Origin of the sequence: Vibrio genomosp. F10 str. 9ZD137, assembly GCF_049974785.1 — a bacterium.
Taxonomy (GTDB): domain Bacteria; phylum Pseudomonadota; class Gammaproteobacteria; order Enterobacterales; family Vibrionaceae; genus Vibrio.
This window is the reverse complement of sequence record NZ_JBNGCJ010000399.1, coordinates 1-14,372: the sequence shown is the minus strand read 5'-3', so window position 1 is coordinate 14,372 and position 14,372 is coordinate 1. Positions and strand designations below refer to the sequence as shown.

Sequence of the window (14,372 nt, the reverse complement as noted above, 5' to 3'; positions counted from 1 at the left end):
ACCGCTCTTCCGATCTAAAGCTAGTGGGCCGTGCTGAGTAAAGCGTTCAAATGCACGTCCTGAATGATCCTCTCGGCTGACAACGTTGGCAATGACAGCAGATTGCTGATAATCATATTGATAGAGATCTAGCCCAACTTGCTGGCAACATGTCGACATGGCACCATCGGCGGCAACCAACAACTTAGCTTTAATCTCGGTACCACTAGAGAGCGTTAATTTAACGTAATCAGCTTCTTGCTTAACCTGAGACACAGAGTCCGGACAAAGAAAATCGATATCTGAGCGGATTAACATTTTGGACTGGTAAATTTGTCCAATATCGGCAAGCTCGACCACATACCCCAACGCCTCAACACCCACATCAGCTTGGTGAATGTCGGTCATGCCTAAGTGAGTACGATCAGACACATGAATGTGACGAATGGCGGTTGCTACTGGTTTTATCCCATCCCAAAGGTTATAGCTCTTTAGAATGTCCACCGTCCCCGAAGAAAGAGCAATAGAACGAGAGTCAAAACCAGGATGAGCATGATGATCAGTTTGATACGACTCAACAACTGCAATCGACAGGGTTTGTTTACTCAGCTCAGATAACGCTAACGCTAAGGTTGCGCCCGCCATCGCTCCACCAGCGATAACCACATCGTACATTTTCATTGGCCCTGCTTTTTTATCAACATCTTTATCACCATCGTATCTATCACTGATTGTTCATGACGAACCGCGTGCTTATTTATCATGGACAATAAACATCTCTTCTTTTACCTATTAGAGCTTGAATTGGCTGACAGTTCTAATGCAGTGTTGGTTTTTTTGAACTTTCTTTCTCTTTAACACCATATTCGGCATTAATAGTGAGAACGCACACTTTCACATGCTCTATTACCTGCTCTAATAACAGAGCTTGCTCTTCAATATCATCATCTTCATCGATACCAAGCTTGGCCATTTCTTCCAAGTCAGCTAGGACTTCTTTCACATCCAAAGGGGCTTTGTTTAATTTCGTTCCAACCAACCCAAGCCCCGAGATAAAGTGATTGATCCAATCGGATACGCCATCGGCAAGATCAAACACGGTGGCACTGGCTTCTTGATCTGGCAGTAACAGGGTTAACTCAAAATCAGAACCGGCTAATTCTTTCGACGTCGCATCAAAAATTTGCTGAGCGATTTGTAGCGCTTTATCGGGCCAACCCATGCCATCATTTGTGTAATCGAAGATCAGAGGTTGCCAGCTTTTATCGGTTACCGCTAAGCCTCCACATAACATTCCGGTCAATAAACCGTGGAGTTCTGAAGGGTTAACGGCCAATGTGGCAGACTGCAACTCCGTTGCACTTGAAAGGTATGCTGGTAATGTCATTTCGCTCATGATTAGGCCTGTTTTTCTAATAGTATTTATCATTCTAACATTTCGTCGTTACAGGCGAAAATAGAGATAACGGCATTATGGTTAGCTTTCACCCGATTTGCCCAATAACTGTGTTCTTAGCACTTGTTTTACACACCTGTTACGGGAAAAGCTTGAATGTTATGAGCGGTTTTTCTATAGTTTCCGACTCGGTGATTGCATTGATTGCCATCATCCTTAATTACGCACCATCCAAAGTTGCAAGTATGACGTTGCAAGAGTAGAGTTGAAGCATAATGAGTAATCAAGCGGTAGACGTTAAAATTTTAGGCAAATTGACTCGAGTGAACTGCCCTCCTGGGCAAGAAGAGTCTTTGCAACACGCTGCTATCGACCTTGATAAACGCCTGAGTGAGCTTGCAGAGCGTACGAAAGTCACCAATGAAGTTCAGCTACTGACCTTTGCTGCTCTAAATATTTGCTATGAGCTACACAGTAAAAATAAAGACGACCAATCCCAGCAAAGTAAACTTACCGAGAGAATGGAACTTCTCTCAGCATCATTAGATGAGGCGTTAAGCAAAGTCACTCAAGAACAGCAATAACCTTGTTGTTACACTTTGCCATACAGATAAACGTTATCGTTTAATCTGTGACCATATTTACCCTGGAGTGTTTGTCAGCAGGATTTAAGTCCCTGAGCCGATAAGCAATACCCTAGGGTTAGTATTCGATGACTATTGAGCAAGCTCGGCTCGTACCGAGAAGCCTACGGCCACCTTTGCTGACCCGCCTTGAACCAAATGGTTCAAGGGCCACAATCCTCAACGGCACTCTGGGGTATCCTATTCGATACCTGCTACACAATAGGCGGAAGCATGACCTTATCTCGACAAGCGATACGATCACAAATCCGGACAGCACGAAATCAACTTCACTCTGACACTCAGCATCAAGCTGGAATCGACCTTATTCAGCAATTCTCGACCCTACCAGAGTGCTCAGCAAGTTCTCATATTGCGCTTTACCTTTCAACGGATGGTGAAATTAATACCACGCCACTGATTGAATGGTTATGGGCACAAGGAAAATCCACTTACTTGCCAGTATTGCACCCCTTTTCAAAAGGGCATCTGCTCTTTTTGCACTACACCCCAACAACGCCCTTAGCCCTGAATAGATACCAAATTGTAGAACCTAAACTGAATCAAGCCTTAGTCAAGCCTGTGGCAGAACTTGACCTTATCTGCACACCACTGGTTGCCTTTGACTCAACAGGACAACGGCTTGGTATGGGTGGAGGCTATTACGACCGAACACTAGAAACTTGGTTTAAGCACAAACAAGGGCCGGTGCCTATTGGGCTTGCACACGATTGTCAGTATATAGAGACGCTACCGAGTGAAATATGGGATGTGCCACTACCAAAAATAGTGACACCAAGCAAAGTATGGCAATGGGAATCTTAGGCTAATACCGTTATAATCGCGCCGCAAAAATCGGTTAATTATTGACATTAACGTTCGCATTAACCAGTCGCATTAACCATTCGTATCCAATACTCATATTAACGACTCGCAGGGGATGAGCATGACTCAAGATGAAATGAAGAAAGCAGCCGGTTGGGCAGCGCTAAAGTTTGTAAAAAAAGGCAGTATTGTCGGCGTAGGTACAGGCTCTACAGTTAATCACTTCATCGATGCTCTTGGTTCGATTAAAGATGACATTAAAGGTGCAGTATCAAGCTCAGAAGCTTCAACAGCGAAGCTTATCGAACTTGGTATTGAAGTCTTTGATTGTAACGATGTAGAAAAGCTGGATGTCTACGTGGATGGGGCTGACGAAATCAACGCAAGCCGCGATATGATCAAAGGCGGCGGTGCAGCGTTAACCCGTGAAAAGATTGTTGCCGCCATTTCTGAAAAATTCGTCTGTATTGTCGATGGAACAAAAGCGGTAGATGTACTGGGTACATTCCCACTCCCTGTTGAAGTCATTCCAATGGCACGTGCCCACGTAGCACGCGAACTCACCAAGCTCGGCGGCAACCCTATTTACCGCGAAGGTGTACTCACAGACAATGGCTGTGACATTCTTGATGTACACGGTCTAAGCATTACTGACGCAAAAGCGTTAGAAGAAACCATTAATGCGATCGTGGGGGTTGTAACAAATGGCCTATTTGCTCGTCGTGGTGCTGATGTGGTTATCACCGGTACGCCTGACGGCGCAAAAATTGAAGAATAATCGATAAAAAGAAAGGCACTTTCTGTTATTTGATTACAAACGGTACCCTTGGGTGCCGTTTTTTGTGGTTTATCGCAATATTATTATGGCTTATTCCGTAATTTTCTTACCCAAAAGCAAAATTATTTGTTACTTTATTGAACAGAAGACGCACAAGGAAACGTTTGTCTTCCAACAAAATCGATGATTTCCCCCTTTTCATTGCTTTTGACCAATGTGCGCCGCGTTTGCCCAACTTTCCATTTTAAGGACGAGAATAATGGCCAAAGTTTCACTGGAAAAAAACAAGATTAAAATTCTACTATTGGAAGGGCTGCATCCTTCTTCAGTAGAGGTTCTTCAAGCCGCTGGCTACAGCAACATCGAATATCATAAAGGCTCTTTGTCGGAAGAGGCTCTACTTGATGCGGTAAAAGATGCCCATTTTATCGGTATCCGTTCTCGTACGAATTTATCCCAAGAAGTGATTGATGCGGCTGAAAAGCTGGTTGCGATCGGTTGTTTCTGCATTGGTACTAACCAGGTGAATCTAGCGGCAGCGACAAAGCGCGGAATTCCAGTCTTTAACGCTCCGTTTTCAAACACTCGAAGTGTGGCAGAATTGGTTCTCGGCCAGATTCTTTTGCTTCTTCGTGGCATTCCAGAAAAGAATGCCCTGGCCCACCGTGGTATTTGGAAAAAGAGCGCAGACAGTTCATACGAAGCTCGTGGCAAGCGTTTAGGTATTATTGGTTATGGCCACATTGGTACTCAGCTGGGGATTATTGCTGAAAACCTGGGTATGCGAGTCTACTTCTACGATATCGAAAATAAACTCTCATTGGGTAACGCGACTCAAATCAGCACAATGAGCGAGCTCCTCAACAAATGTGATGTTATTTCCCTGCACGTACCTGAAACGGCAGGAACCAAGAACATGATGGGAGCAGAAGAGTTTGCACGTATGAAGCCTGGCTCTATCTTTATCAATGCTGCCCGTGGCACTGTGGTTGATATTCCAGCATTATGTGGCGCTCTAGAATCAGGTCACCTGTCAGGTGGTGCGGTCGATGTGTTCCCAACAGAACCGGCAACAAACGCAGACCCATTTGAATCTCCGTTAATGCAATTTGATAATGTTATCTTGACGCCGCATGTAGGTGGTTCAACTCAAGAAGCGCAAGAAAACATTGGCGTTGAGGTTGCTGGCAAGCTAGCGAAATACTCTGATAATGGTTCTACACTTTCCAGTGTTAACTTCCCAGAGGTATCTCTACCAGAGCATGGTGATTGTTCACGTCTATTGCACATTCACGAAAACCGTCCTGGTATCCTGACTCAAATTAACACCATCTTTGCTGCCGAAGGCATTAACATTGCCGCACAATATCTGCAAACAGATGCCGATATCGGTTACGTCGTTATTGATGTTGAAACCGCTCGCTCAGAAGAAGCATTAGTAAAACTGAAAAGCATTGAAGGCACACTTCGTGCTCGTATTCTTCACTAAGCTCTTCCATCTCCCTTAAAAAAGCGAGATATAATTCAAAAAACAGAAAGGCCACTCAAATGTGGCCTTTTCCTTTTATTGGGTTTATCAAACAAATAAAACGTACGGCTAAACTCTCAAAGCACGCTCTCCACGAGCAATACCCACCACGCCACTTCGAGCTACTTCAATCACATCGGTGACTTCAGAAAGCGCCTTGATGAAGGCATCCAACTTTTCACTGGTTCCTGTTAGCTGGACCGTATATTGGGAAGCGGTAACATCCACGATCTGACCACGGAAAATATCCGCGGTGCGCTTCACTTCAGCGCGAGCAAAACCACTGGCTTTGACCTTCACCATCATTAATTCACGCTCAATATGCTCAAGCTCCGTGACCTCCTGTACCTTTAAGACATCAATCAGCTTATGCAGTTGCTTTTGAATCTGCTCTAATTGCATCTCGGTCGATTCGGTTGTGATGTTAAGGCGCGACAGAGTTTCATCATTAGTAGGTGAAACCGTCAACGATTCAATGTTATAGCCACGTTGAGAAAACAAACCAACGACACGAGATAAAGCACCCGCTTGGTTTTCCATTAATATTGAAAGAATATGTCTCATGTTATGTTCTCTCCGTTCTGCTTAGCCACATATTGTCCATACCCTCGCCACGAATTTGCATCGGGTAAACATGCTCTGTTTCATCCACGGTAATATCAACAAACACTAGGCGATCTTTCATATCCAGTGCTTTTTTCATTCCCGACTCTAGCTCATCTGGTGAAGTGATACGTATACCAACATGACCATACGCTTCTGCAATCGCAGCAAAATCAGGCACAGAATCCATGTATGAATTTGAATGACGACCTTGGTAAACAATATCTTGCCACTGTTTAACCATGCCTAAGAAACGGTTGTTTAGGTTAATGATCTTCACGGGAATATCGTATTGAAGGGCAGTTGAAAGCTCTTGAATATTCATTTGAATGCTGCCATCACCGGTAACAATCACCACCTCTTCGTCTGGCTTCGCAAATTTCACCCCCATGCCGGCCGGTAAACCAAAGCCCATCGTGCCTAAACCGCCAGAGTTAATCCAACGACGCGGCTTGTTAAACGGGTAATAGAGAGCTGCAAACATTTGATGTTGGCCTACATCAGAAGCAACATACGCATCGCCATTGGTCAATTTATGCAGGGTTTCAATCACTTGCTGAGGCTTAATACGATCGGGCTGTTTCTCATAGGACAGACACTGACGATCTCGCCATACCTGAATCTCACTCCACCAGCGATCGATCGCTTCCGAGTCATTCGTGCCACTCTGCTCTTCTAAGATGGCTAGCATGCTCTCAAGCACTTTTTCAGCAGAGCCGACTATCGGCAGATCCACTTTTACATTCTTAGATATTGATGATGGATCAATATCAATATGCATGATCTTGGCGTTTGGACAGTATTTATCGAGGTTATTGGTGGTTCGATCATCAAAACGAACCCCAATACCAAAAATTAGGTCTGCATTATGCATCGCCATATTCGCTTCATAAAGGCCATGCATACCTAGCATACCGAGAGCGTTCTTGTGAGTCCCCGGGAAAGCACCTAAGCCCATCAAAGTGCTGACCACCGGAAGGTTCAACGCTTCTGATAGCTTGAGTAATTGTTGATCAGCTTCTGAAATGATCGCACCACCACCCACATACATAACCGGCTTTTTAGCCGCTAATAGTGCTTTAAGTGCTTTTTTAATCTGGCCTTTATGGCCCGTTATTGTTGGGTTATAAGAACGTAAGTTGATTGATTTAGGGTACTCATAAGGCAGTTTATTCAGAGGGCTCATCACATCTTTGGGAAGATCGATAACCACAGGGCCTGGTCGTCCTGTTGTCGAAATGTAGAAGGCCTTCTTCATTACTTCTGGGATTTCTTCGGTATTTTTCACCAAGAAACTGTGCTTCACGATTGGGCGAGAAACGCCAACAATGTCACACTCTTGAAAGGCATCGTTACCAATTAAGTTACGTGGGACGTTACCTGAGATAACAATCATTGGAATGGAATCCATATAGGCAGTAGCAATACCCGTCACCGTATTTGTGGCTCCAGGGCCTGAACACACCAACACAACACCAGGCTTCCCTGTCGCGCGCGTATAGCCATCAGCCATGTGGGTTGCCGCCTGCTCATGACGCACCAAAACATGTCTAATCTCATCGGATTTTGCATGCAAGGCATCATAAATGTCTAACACCGATCCGCCGGGGTAACCAAAAATCTGCTCGACACCTTCTTCGATCAGAGATTGAACCACCATCTCAGCACCAGATAAATTTTCCATACTCTTTCTCCTTTCCCACCGCTACCTTGATTTGGTCTATCAATTAGCTGGGTTTTGCATAGTCTAGGGCTTATTTGTAGCCTAATTCCAGTTGTCATACTTTTTGGCTATGTCTTGACTTGTAATACTCAAGCACAAGAATCTCAACAACTGTAACGTTTTATTAGCAAAGGATCTAATGCGATAAAGATCGAGATAAACGAAATCGTCTATATAATGCGAAAATTTAGGTTTAAAAAACCACCAAATAAAACTTTAACGGCTTAAGTGACCGAGGTTATAGAAATAAAAGCGTATAATTCTTTATTTGCGATGATAAAAATAGAATAAAAGAATGCTTATGGTATAAAAAAACCTCCACCAACAATTTTTACTGCCGCATGGAGGTTTTTTAAACAAGTCAAAAATTATCTCATTAAGAAATCACTTATCTTTCTTAACTTCTGTGTACATTTCTTCAATTTCATCTTGGTACTTATCGCTAATCACTTTTCTACGCAGTTTCTGAGTTGGGGTTAACTCTCCGCTGTTCATAGAAAACGCTTTTGGCAACAACTTGAACTTTTTGACTTGCTCAAATTTCGCTAACTCATCTTGCAGACCACTGACTCGGCTCTCAAACATCTCGACAATTTTATGATGCTTAACCAACTCAATACGATCGTGGTATTTGATGTTCAGCTCTTTGGCATACTCTTCCAGTGTATCAAAACAAGGGACAATTAAAGCAGACACAAATTTACGCGTGTCGGCAATCACTGCAATCTGTTCGATATAATGATCTTTACCTATGGTGCCCTCGATCATTTGCGGTGCAATGTATTTACCGTTAGAGGTTTTCATTAGTTCTTTAATGCGATCAGTAATAAAGACGTTGCCATGCTCATCAATATGGCCCGCATCACCGGTTTTTAAGAAGCCCTGTTCATCGAATGTTTTCTCGGTCTCTTCTGGCATTTTATAGTAGCCACGCATAACCATTGGACCGCGAACTAAAATTTCGTTGTTCTCACCAATTTTAACTTGAGCGCCCGGCATCGACATACCAATGGAGTCTGGGTTGAAACACTGATCATCCCAGCATGAAACCGTCGCCGTAGTTTCTGTCATGCCGTAACCAAGTTTAACGTTGATACCAATAGCGTGGAAAAATCGGCCTATGGTTTCATCCAGTTTTGCTCCGCCGCACGGCATAAAGCTGATTCGACCACCCAGCAATAAACGCAGTTTTGAAAGCACCAGTTTGTCTGCTAGCTGATGGGATTTTCTCAACATCAACGAGGGCTCACGGCCTTCCTGATGGCAAAGTGACATCTTCGCACCCATGTTTACCGCCCAGGTGAATAACACCTTACGGATAAAGGGCGCTTTGGATACTTTCTCATGAATGGCGGAGAATATCTTCTCGTAGAAACGTGGGACCGCACACATGACGGTTGGCTGAATATCACCTAACGCATCTTTTACTTGCATGGTGTCTTTCAAGTAACAGTTAGTGGCGCCCTTGTATAATACATAGAATGTCCAAGCGCGCTCAAACACGTGTGACAAGGGTAAGAAAGCCAATGACACATCTTCTTGAGTTAAACTCAATCGTTCATCATGCCCTTCTAATTGAGCCGCGATGTTCGCGTAATCGAGCATCACACCTTTAGGCTGGCCCGTGGTCCCGGAGGTATAAATTAGGGTAAGTAAATCATCTAAGCTGATATCACTGACACGTTGATTGAGTTCTGCTTGGTGAGCATCGCTGCCTTTTGCTAGGAAATCATGCCAGCTTATCGCGAAATCAAGTTCACCAACGTTAATATCATCGGACATAGCCACGATGAGTTCTAGCTGTTCGCAGTCATCGAACAAGCCAATGGCTGCATCAAACTGTTCTTGTTCACCGACAAACAAAATACGCACATCGGCGTCTTGAATAATATATGAAGCTTGGGCAGCTGTATTGGTCGGGTAGATAGGCACCGATACAGAGCGAATTTGCAGTGCGGCAAAATCTGCTATCGTCCATTGAGGCATGTTGTTGGCAAAGATGCCAACCTTATCTTGAATTCTCAGTCCGTGAGCCAATAAAGCAAGGGATAATGAATCCATTTGCTGACCAAATTGCTTCCAGCTAATTCCGTTCCAGTTGGTATTAACTTTATGTTTAAGCGCGATACGATCGCCGCCTTTTGCAATTTGCTCTCTAATACATTTAATGATGTGAAAATCTAAATTGGCCATGTCTTTTACCTTTGGCTTACACATGTAAGCTATTTGAGCGGACAAGTGTACATTCCAGTTAAAAAAAGGCAACTGACTCACTTCAAAGTTATCAATTATTCGATAATAAAAAACCTTGAACTGACTCAATCAGCTCAAGGTTTTGTTATCAATTTGTATTGAATTATTTCAATGCAACAACTTCACCGCAAATCATCATAAGTTGGTCACGGAACCAAATGTGGCCTTTGTCTTTTTCACTTGATTCGTGCCAGCTAAGGAAGCCGCTGATATTGGCGTTCTCAAACGGGAAATCGATGATTTGAAGCTGCTCTCGGTTCGCCGCGTTTTCAACCATCCAACGAGGAGCAATCGTGACTAACTCTGATTGGCCGACAACGTAAAGAACGTTACTTAAGCTCGTGCCTTCATAATAAGGTTGGCAGTCGAGATCTCGATACGCTTGCTCAGAGAAACTACGTTGGCCGTGAATTTTCGACAATTTAGCGTGCTTTTCAATCATTAATTCGTCAGCAGAAACTGTACCTTGAATGCGAGCATGAGCGGTCGAGGCAACAACAACCAATTCATCTTGGAATATTTCAGTACTCGAGAAACCCTGCTCGTCGAATCGAGCATAATCGATAACAAAATCAATCTCTTGGTAACGCATACGCTCAGCAAGCTTGCGGTCAAACTCGGCATCTAAATGAAGCTTAACATTCGGTGCTTGCTCATGAACGGTTGACATAATCTTAGGAGCAAAGCGCATATCACAAGGGCTACAAATCGCGAGTTTAAATAGGCGCGTTGATGTTTCTGGTGAAAACACAGAGCTAGGTAGCTCATTACGAATAAGTTGAAGCGCTTGACGAATTGGACCAAAAAGTTGACGAGCACGTTGTGTTGGCTGAATGCCTCGGCCTTGGCGCATAAATAGCTCATCATTAAACATCACTTTTAGACGTGCGACGGCATTGCTCACCGCTGGTTGAGACATCCCTAAGTTATGTGCTGCTCTTGTAATGTTTTGTTCTTGCATTACGGCATCAAACACAGTGAGCAGATTCAAATCTACCCCGCGTAAAGTACTTTCCATTCTGTAGCTTGCAATTGCACTCATCGCGTCTTTTTTATCTAACATCGGGCATGCCTCTTTGTCTCGTTATCGTCAACATTTATAATTAGTATGAAAAGAAATATAAGCCCCATCGCTATTATTCATTTCTTAGATACTTCCTAGCTGACAATTACTATCTGCGAATTAATCAATGATTAGCAACTCGATTGACAATTAATCAGTTAATTTTATCTTATATAAATAAAAAACATTGTAAAACATGATGTTAGGCAATACATAAAAAACCATAAAACGGGGGTTTTATGGTTTTTATAGTTAATATTGACCAGGCCTATCAATGAGCTCGTTAACATACTGTTACATTTACACAGAATATCATTGGTCAGATAAAACGATACACTAGAGTTATAATTAGTTATAAATTTGAAACATAACTGGGAAAATCCACTTTCTCCCATAAAGACCGGCACAATAAATCTTGAGTATCCCAGCGTCCTTTATGCACCCATTCCGCTATTGCTTGTGCTACATCGGGATAGTTGACTTTTTCGCCGGGCTTTTCATCAAGCCAAACCCGTACCTTAGACGCATCTAAAAACTCCATGCTCGTCGCCAATCCTAAACTATCGAGAGTAGCAACATTGCTTTGCTGTTCGAATTGTCCCGATAATGGCTTTAAGAGCAGCTTTTTACCCAAAGTTAACGCTTCTGAGGGAAGCTCAAAGCCACCATTCGCGATGACACCATTACAACCATGCAGATACGATTGAAAACTTTCATGGGACAAAGGCTGCAACTCCACATTCTCAATTGTTTCAGCCTTGTTAACGTCAGGGTGAAAACAAACAAACTGATAACTCGAAAAACGAAACAACAAATTACAAATTTCATCGCTATTTTCGAATGGCAGATAGACCAATATGAAGTTCCCTTGCTCACTGGGGCAATGGATTGAATGCACTATAGGGGGAAGAATCGGCTGCTCAAAGTGATACCAATGGAGTCCAATGGCATAATCTGAAGGAGCAAAATGGTGAATCAGTTGTTTATCAAACCAGCTCGCTCCTTTAAGTGGCACGCTATAGCGAAAAGCATTCTGGTGGCTAATGCTGATGCAGGTTTTATTCTGCCATTTTGCCGCCCAGGCCGTGATGGGTTCGAAATCATTCAAAATCAAATCATACTTTGACAGGTCTAGTCGTTTGATTTCATCAATAAGCTCCAACACATTATTGTTCTTAACTGTCTTTAAATAACTCACCTGCCCATTTTCAGTTGAAAACGTTAACCCTTTTCGAGTTTGATAAGATCCAAATGCTTCCATCGAAAAGTATGTATTCTTGTCCCTACCTGAAAATAAGTAGTCAACATCAAGACCTCGTGCTTTGAGTGCCGCGCTCATGGCTCTAGCTCTGGCAATATGACCGTTCCCCGTCCCTTGTACGCCGTATAAAATTTTCATCAACTACACTCCCGCCACAGTAAGAATGAGTTGTGCACTGCCTATTCCCAGCAACGCACCAACAACAATATCCGTTAGGAAGTGGACGCCAAGTAACACTCGCGACGCGCCAATTAAACATGCCCACGCCAACGCAAAAGGCACGAGCTCCGGATAATAATGCCCGATGAGTGTGGCGATCAAAAAACCAGCGGCGGTGTGCCCAGAAGGCAAGCTATAGCGATCAGAAGGTGTAATGAAAGCGGCAATGTATGGCACGAGCTCATCTGGCCGCTTTCGTTTGACGCTATTTTTCATTATCCAGTACAACGGCAATTCAATTGCAAACGCAAAGATGATACTCCAAAAAAACATTTCTCCATTGGCGCCCCCATAGAAATAGGCAATGAGACCGAAAATGACGTAGAGATGACCGTCTCCACTGTGCGATATTGCTTTGCTGATCCTCGCCACTTGATATGAAAAGCGGTGATCAAGGCAGAAAGCAGAAAAAGCCAAATCAAATTTAGTAACCGATTCAAAACTGCGCATCATGACTCCCTTTATTGGTTAACCTTGGTTGGTAACCTTGGCTGATAACACTGTGTGTTAAACCAAGCTAAGCAAGTTAAATGACAACTGGGTGACGTTTTATTTTAGATAGGATGAAGATTGCTGTGATTGGCTCTTTGTCGTAGTCAACCGTATTTGAAGGTCAGGTAGGATTCTATTCGTGACAATGCAATAGGAAAAAAACAGGGCATTAAATGAATGCCCTGTCGATACAGTTTTACTTGCTTATCTCTTTATCTCTTTATCTCTTTTAAGCGTCTAATGATTCATGCTTATGCACCAAACCAAAATCCGCCAGCACAGCATAAGACGCCGGTATCATGAATAGCACTAAGAGCGTTGAAGCAAAAATACCAAACACAATCGAAACGACCAAAGGTTGAATAACCTGAGCTTGCAAGCTGGTTTCCGTCAACAAGGGTAACAACCCGGCCGCGGTTGTCATTGATGTTAAAAACACCGCACGAAAGCGCTCTTGACTCGCTTTAACAACAGACTGATGAACCGAGTCTCCTTCATCGACGTGATGGCGAATATACTGCACCAATAAAATAGAGTCATTCACGACGATGCCAGCCAGTGAAACAAACCCCATGAGACTGGGCATACTGAGCGAATACCCTAAGATTAAATGCCCCCAGACAACGCCGATAAAGGCCAAAGGAATCGCTAGCATCACAACGAAAGGCTCTAAATAGCTACGGAATTGGTAACTTAAGATGGCAAAAACGCCAAATAGCCCAAGTAGGAACCCTTTCCCCATCGAAGCCCCTGTCTTCGCTGCATCTTTGGCTTCACCTTCAAAATCAAAGCGCAATCCTTGGTATTTTTCTAATAATTTGGGTGCCATCTCCTGTCTAAATTGAGCCACAATGGCCGATGAACTGGTTTTGTTATTATCAATATCACCAAAGATACTGACCGTTCGCAAGCCATCGATTCGCTGAATCCGAACGTAGTTACGCTGAAAATCGAGGGTTGCGATGGTCGCCAGTGGCACTTGGTTTCCGTCAGCTAAGAAAATGGGGAAATTGGATAGCTGTTGTAGGTCACCCGCTTCGACTTTATTAAGGCGAACCTCAATGCTGATATTTTCAACCCCGACTTGAATTTCATCGGCCGTTTGACCAAAGAAGGCCGCACGCAGTTGACTCGCTATCATTTGGCCATTCACACCATAAGTCTCAGCACCGGGTCTCAGTTTAACCAGTATCTCTTCTTTACCCATGCGCATGTCATCTAACACACCGGATACACCAGAAAATTGATTCAGATATTGCTGAATATCAATCGACGCCGCTTTAAGCTCGTCAAGATCATCGTGCTTGATTCGAATATCAATGGCTCGTCCACCAGGGCCCATTGTCGGTTGTTTAAAGACCAGAGAGACAGGATCGGCGAGCTCTCCGACATCTTCTCTCCAGGCTGAAATAAAATCGTCAATGAGCGTATTTCGAATCTCAGCGCTAAGAAGATCAAGCCGAACGGTAGCTAAATGGGGACCGGATTCATTCGCATCCGCATTGACGTTGAATTGAGTCGTGATATTGATAACCAGCGGCTCACCATTTTCGGCATCCTCGCTCAATTGAGCATTAAGACGCTCGGCTGAAGCGACAATAGTATCCACCACTAAGATCGGAAGAGCGG

General features: G+C 43.6%; 13 protein-coding genes and 1 other RNA gene. 5 read left to right on the top strand and 9 right to left on the bottom strand.

Features of this window, described 5'->3' with window-relative positions; all coding sequences use genetic code 11:
• On the bottom strand, window positions 1-660 hold a 660-nt coding region (locus tag ACP45E_RS09145), incomplete at its 3' end, for an FAD-dependent monooxygenase (RefSeq protein ID WP_198927702.1).
• Between the two features lie 136 nt (window positions 661-796).
• The gene (locus ACP45E_RS09140) at window positions 797-1,375 is read right to left on the bottom strand and encodes a YecA family protein (protein ID WP_017036563.1); all 579 of its coding nucleotides are present in this window, start codon (window positions 1,373-1,375) and stop codon (window positions 797-799) included.
• A gap of 275 nt (window positions 1,376-1,650) precedes the next feature.
• On the opposite strand from ACP45E_RS09140, the gene zapA reads away from it, so the two are divergent.
• The 5 genes from zapA (at window position 1,651) to serA (ending at window position 5,090) form a co-directional block, all read left to right on the top strand.
• A complete protein-coding gene (zapA, locus tag ACP45E_RS09135; protein WP_017036561.1) occupies window positions 1,651-1,959 on the top strand; it encodes a cell division protein ZapA in 309 nt (102 codons plus the stop codon).
• A 56-nt stretch (window positions 1,960-2,015) separates the two neighbouring features.
• A non-coding RNA gene (gene ssrS, locus ACP45E_RS09130) (6S RNA) lies at window positions 2,016-2,200 on the top strand.
• A gap of 32 nt (window positions 2,201-2,232) precedes the next feature.
• Window positions 2,233-2,823: a 5-formyltetrahydrofolate cyclo-ligase gene (locus ACP45E_RS09125; RefSeq protein ID WP_017038105.1), complete on the top strand. Its 591-nt coding sequence runs from the start codon at window positions 2,233-2,235 to the stop codon at window positions 2,821-2,823.
• 121 nt (window positions 2,824-2,944) lie between these two features.
• Window positions 2,945-3,601, top strand: a complete 657-nt coding sequence (gene rpiA, locus ACP45E_RS09120) for a ribose-5-phosphate isomerase RpiA (protein WP_017038106.1) — start codon at window positions 2,945-2,947, stop codon at window positions 3,599-3,601.
• A gap of 259 nt (window positions 3,602-3,860) precedes the next feature.
• Entirely contained in the window at window positions 3,861-5,090 is a 1,230-nt protein-coding gene (gene serA, locus ACP45E_RS09115) for a phosphoglycerate dehydrogenase (protein WP_017036558.1), read from the top strand.
• A 108-nt stretch (window positions 5,091-5,198) separates the two neighbouring features.
• Here the strand turns inward: serA and ilvN are convergent, their stop codons facing one another.
• The 7 genes from ilvN to ACP45E_RS09080 all read right to left on the bottom strand — a co-directional run.
• The gene (gene ilvN, locus ACP45E_RS09110) at window positions 5,199-5,693 is read right to left on the bottom strand and encodes an acetolactate synthase small subunit (RefSeq protein WP_026026635.1); all 495 of its coding nucleotides are present in this window, start codon (window positions 5,691-5,693) and stop codon (window positions 5,199-5,201) included.
• A 1-nt stretch (window position 5,694) separates the two neighbouring features.
• Complete coding sequence (locus tag ACP45E_RS09105) at window positions 5,695-7,416, bottom strand: acetolactate synthase 3 large subunit (RefSeq protein ID WP_017036556.1); 1,722 nt, start codon at window positions 7,414-7,416, stop codon at window positions 5,695-5,697.
• Window positions 7,417-7,839: 423 nt separating this feature from the next.
• Entirely contained in the window at window positions 7,840-9,648 is a 1,809-nt protein-coding gene (locus ACP45E_RS09100) for an AMP-dependent synthetase/ligase (protein WP_017036555.1), read from the bottom strand.
• A 163-nt stretch (window positions 9,649-9,811) separates the two neighbouring features.
• Window positions 9,812-10,771 (bottom strand): transcriptional regulator LeuO, encoded by a 960-nt coding sequence (gene leuO / locus ACP45E_RS09095; RefSeq protein ID WP_017036554.1) that lies wholly within the window; start codon window positions 10,769-10,771, stop codon window positions 9,812-9,814.
• Between the two features lie 352 nt (window positions 10,772-11,123).
• The gene (locus tag ACP45E_RS09090) at window positions 11,124-12,170 is read right to left on the bottom strand and encodes an MJ1255/VC2487 family glycosyltransferase (protein WP_017038108.1); all 1,047 of its coding nucleotides are present in this window, start codon (window positions 12,168-12,170) and stop codon (window positions 11,124-11,126) included.
• 3 nt (window positions 12,171-12,173) lie between these two features.
• Window positions 12,174-12,701: a phosphatase PAP2 family protein gene (locus ACP45E_RS09085; protein ID WP_017036552.1), complete on the bottom strand. Its 528-nt coding sequence runs from the start codon at window positions 12,699-12,701 to the stop codon at window positions 12,174-12,176.
• 271 nt (window positions 12,702-12,972) lie between these two features.
• The coding region (locus ACP45E_RS09080) for an efflux RND transporter permease subunit (RefSeq protein ID WP_141707269.1) at window positions 12,973-14,372 on the bottom strand (1,400 nt) is incomplete at its 5' end.

Excerpts from the sequence above, each read along its gene's own strand:
- ACP45E_RS09140 (WP_017036563.1), bottom strand. The coding sequence starts at position 1,375 with ATGAGCGAAATGACATTACCAGCATACCTTTCAAGTGCAACGGAGTTG.
- zapA (WP_017036561.1), top strand. The coding sequence starts at position 1,651 with ATGAGTAATCAAGCGGTAGACGTTAAAATTTTAGGCAAATTGACTCGA.
- ACP45E_RS09125 (WP_017038105.1), top strand. The coding sequence starts at position 2,233 with ATGACCTTATCTCGACAAGCGATACGATCACAAATCCGGACAGCACGA.
- rpiA (WP_017038106.1), top strand. The coding sequence starts at position 2,945 with ATGACTCAAGATGAAATGAAGAAAGCAGCCGGTTGGGCAGCGCTAAAG.
- serA (WP_017036558.1), top strand. The coding sequence starts at position 3,861 with ATGGCCAAAGTTTCACTGGAAAAAAACAAGATTAAAATTCTACTATTG.
- ilvN (WP_026026635.1), bottom strand. The coding sequence starts at position 5,693 with ATGAGACATATTCTTTCAATATTAATGGAAAACCAAGCGGGTGCTTTA.
- ACP45E_RS09105 (WP_017036556.1), bottom strand. The coding sequence starts at position 7,416 with ATGGAAAATTTATCTGGTGCTGAGATGGTGGTTCAATCTCTGATCGAA.
- ACP45E_RS09100 (WP_017036555.1), bottom strand. The coding sequence starts at position 9,648 with ATGGCCAATTTAGATTTTCACATCATTAAATGTATTAGAGAGCAAATT.
- leuO (WP_017036554.1), bottom strand. The coding sequence starts at position 10,771 with ATGTTAGATAAAAAAGACGCGATGAGTGCAATTGCAAGCTACAGAATG.
- ACP45E_RS09090 (WP_017038108.1), bottom strand. The coding sequence starts at position 12,170 with ATGAAAATTTTATACGGCGTACAAGGGACGGGGAACGGTCATATTGCC.
- ACP45E_RS09085 (WP_017036552.1), bottom strand. The coding sequence starts at position 12,701 with ATGCGCAGTTTTGAATCGGTTACTAAATTTGATTTGGCTTTTTCTGCT.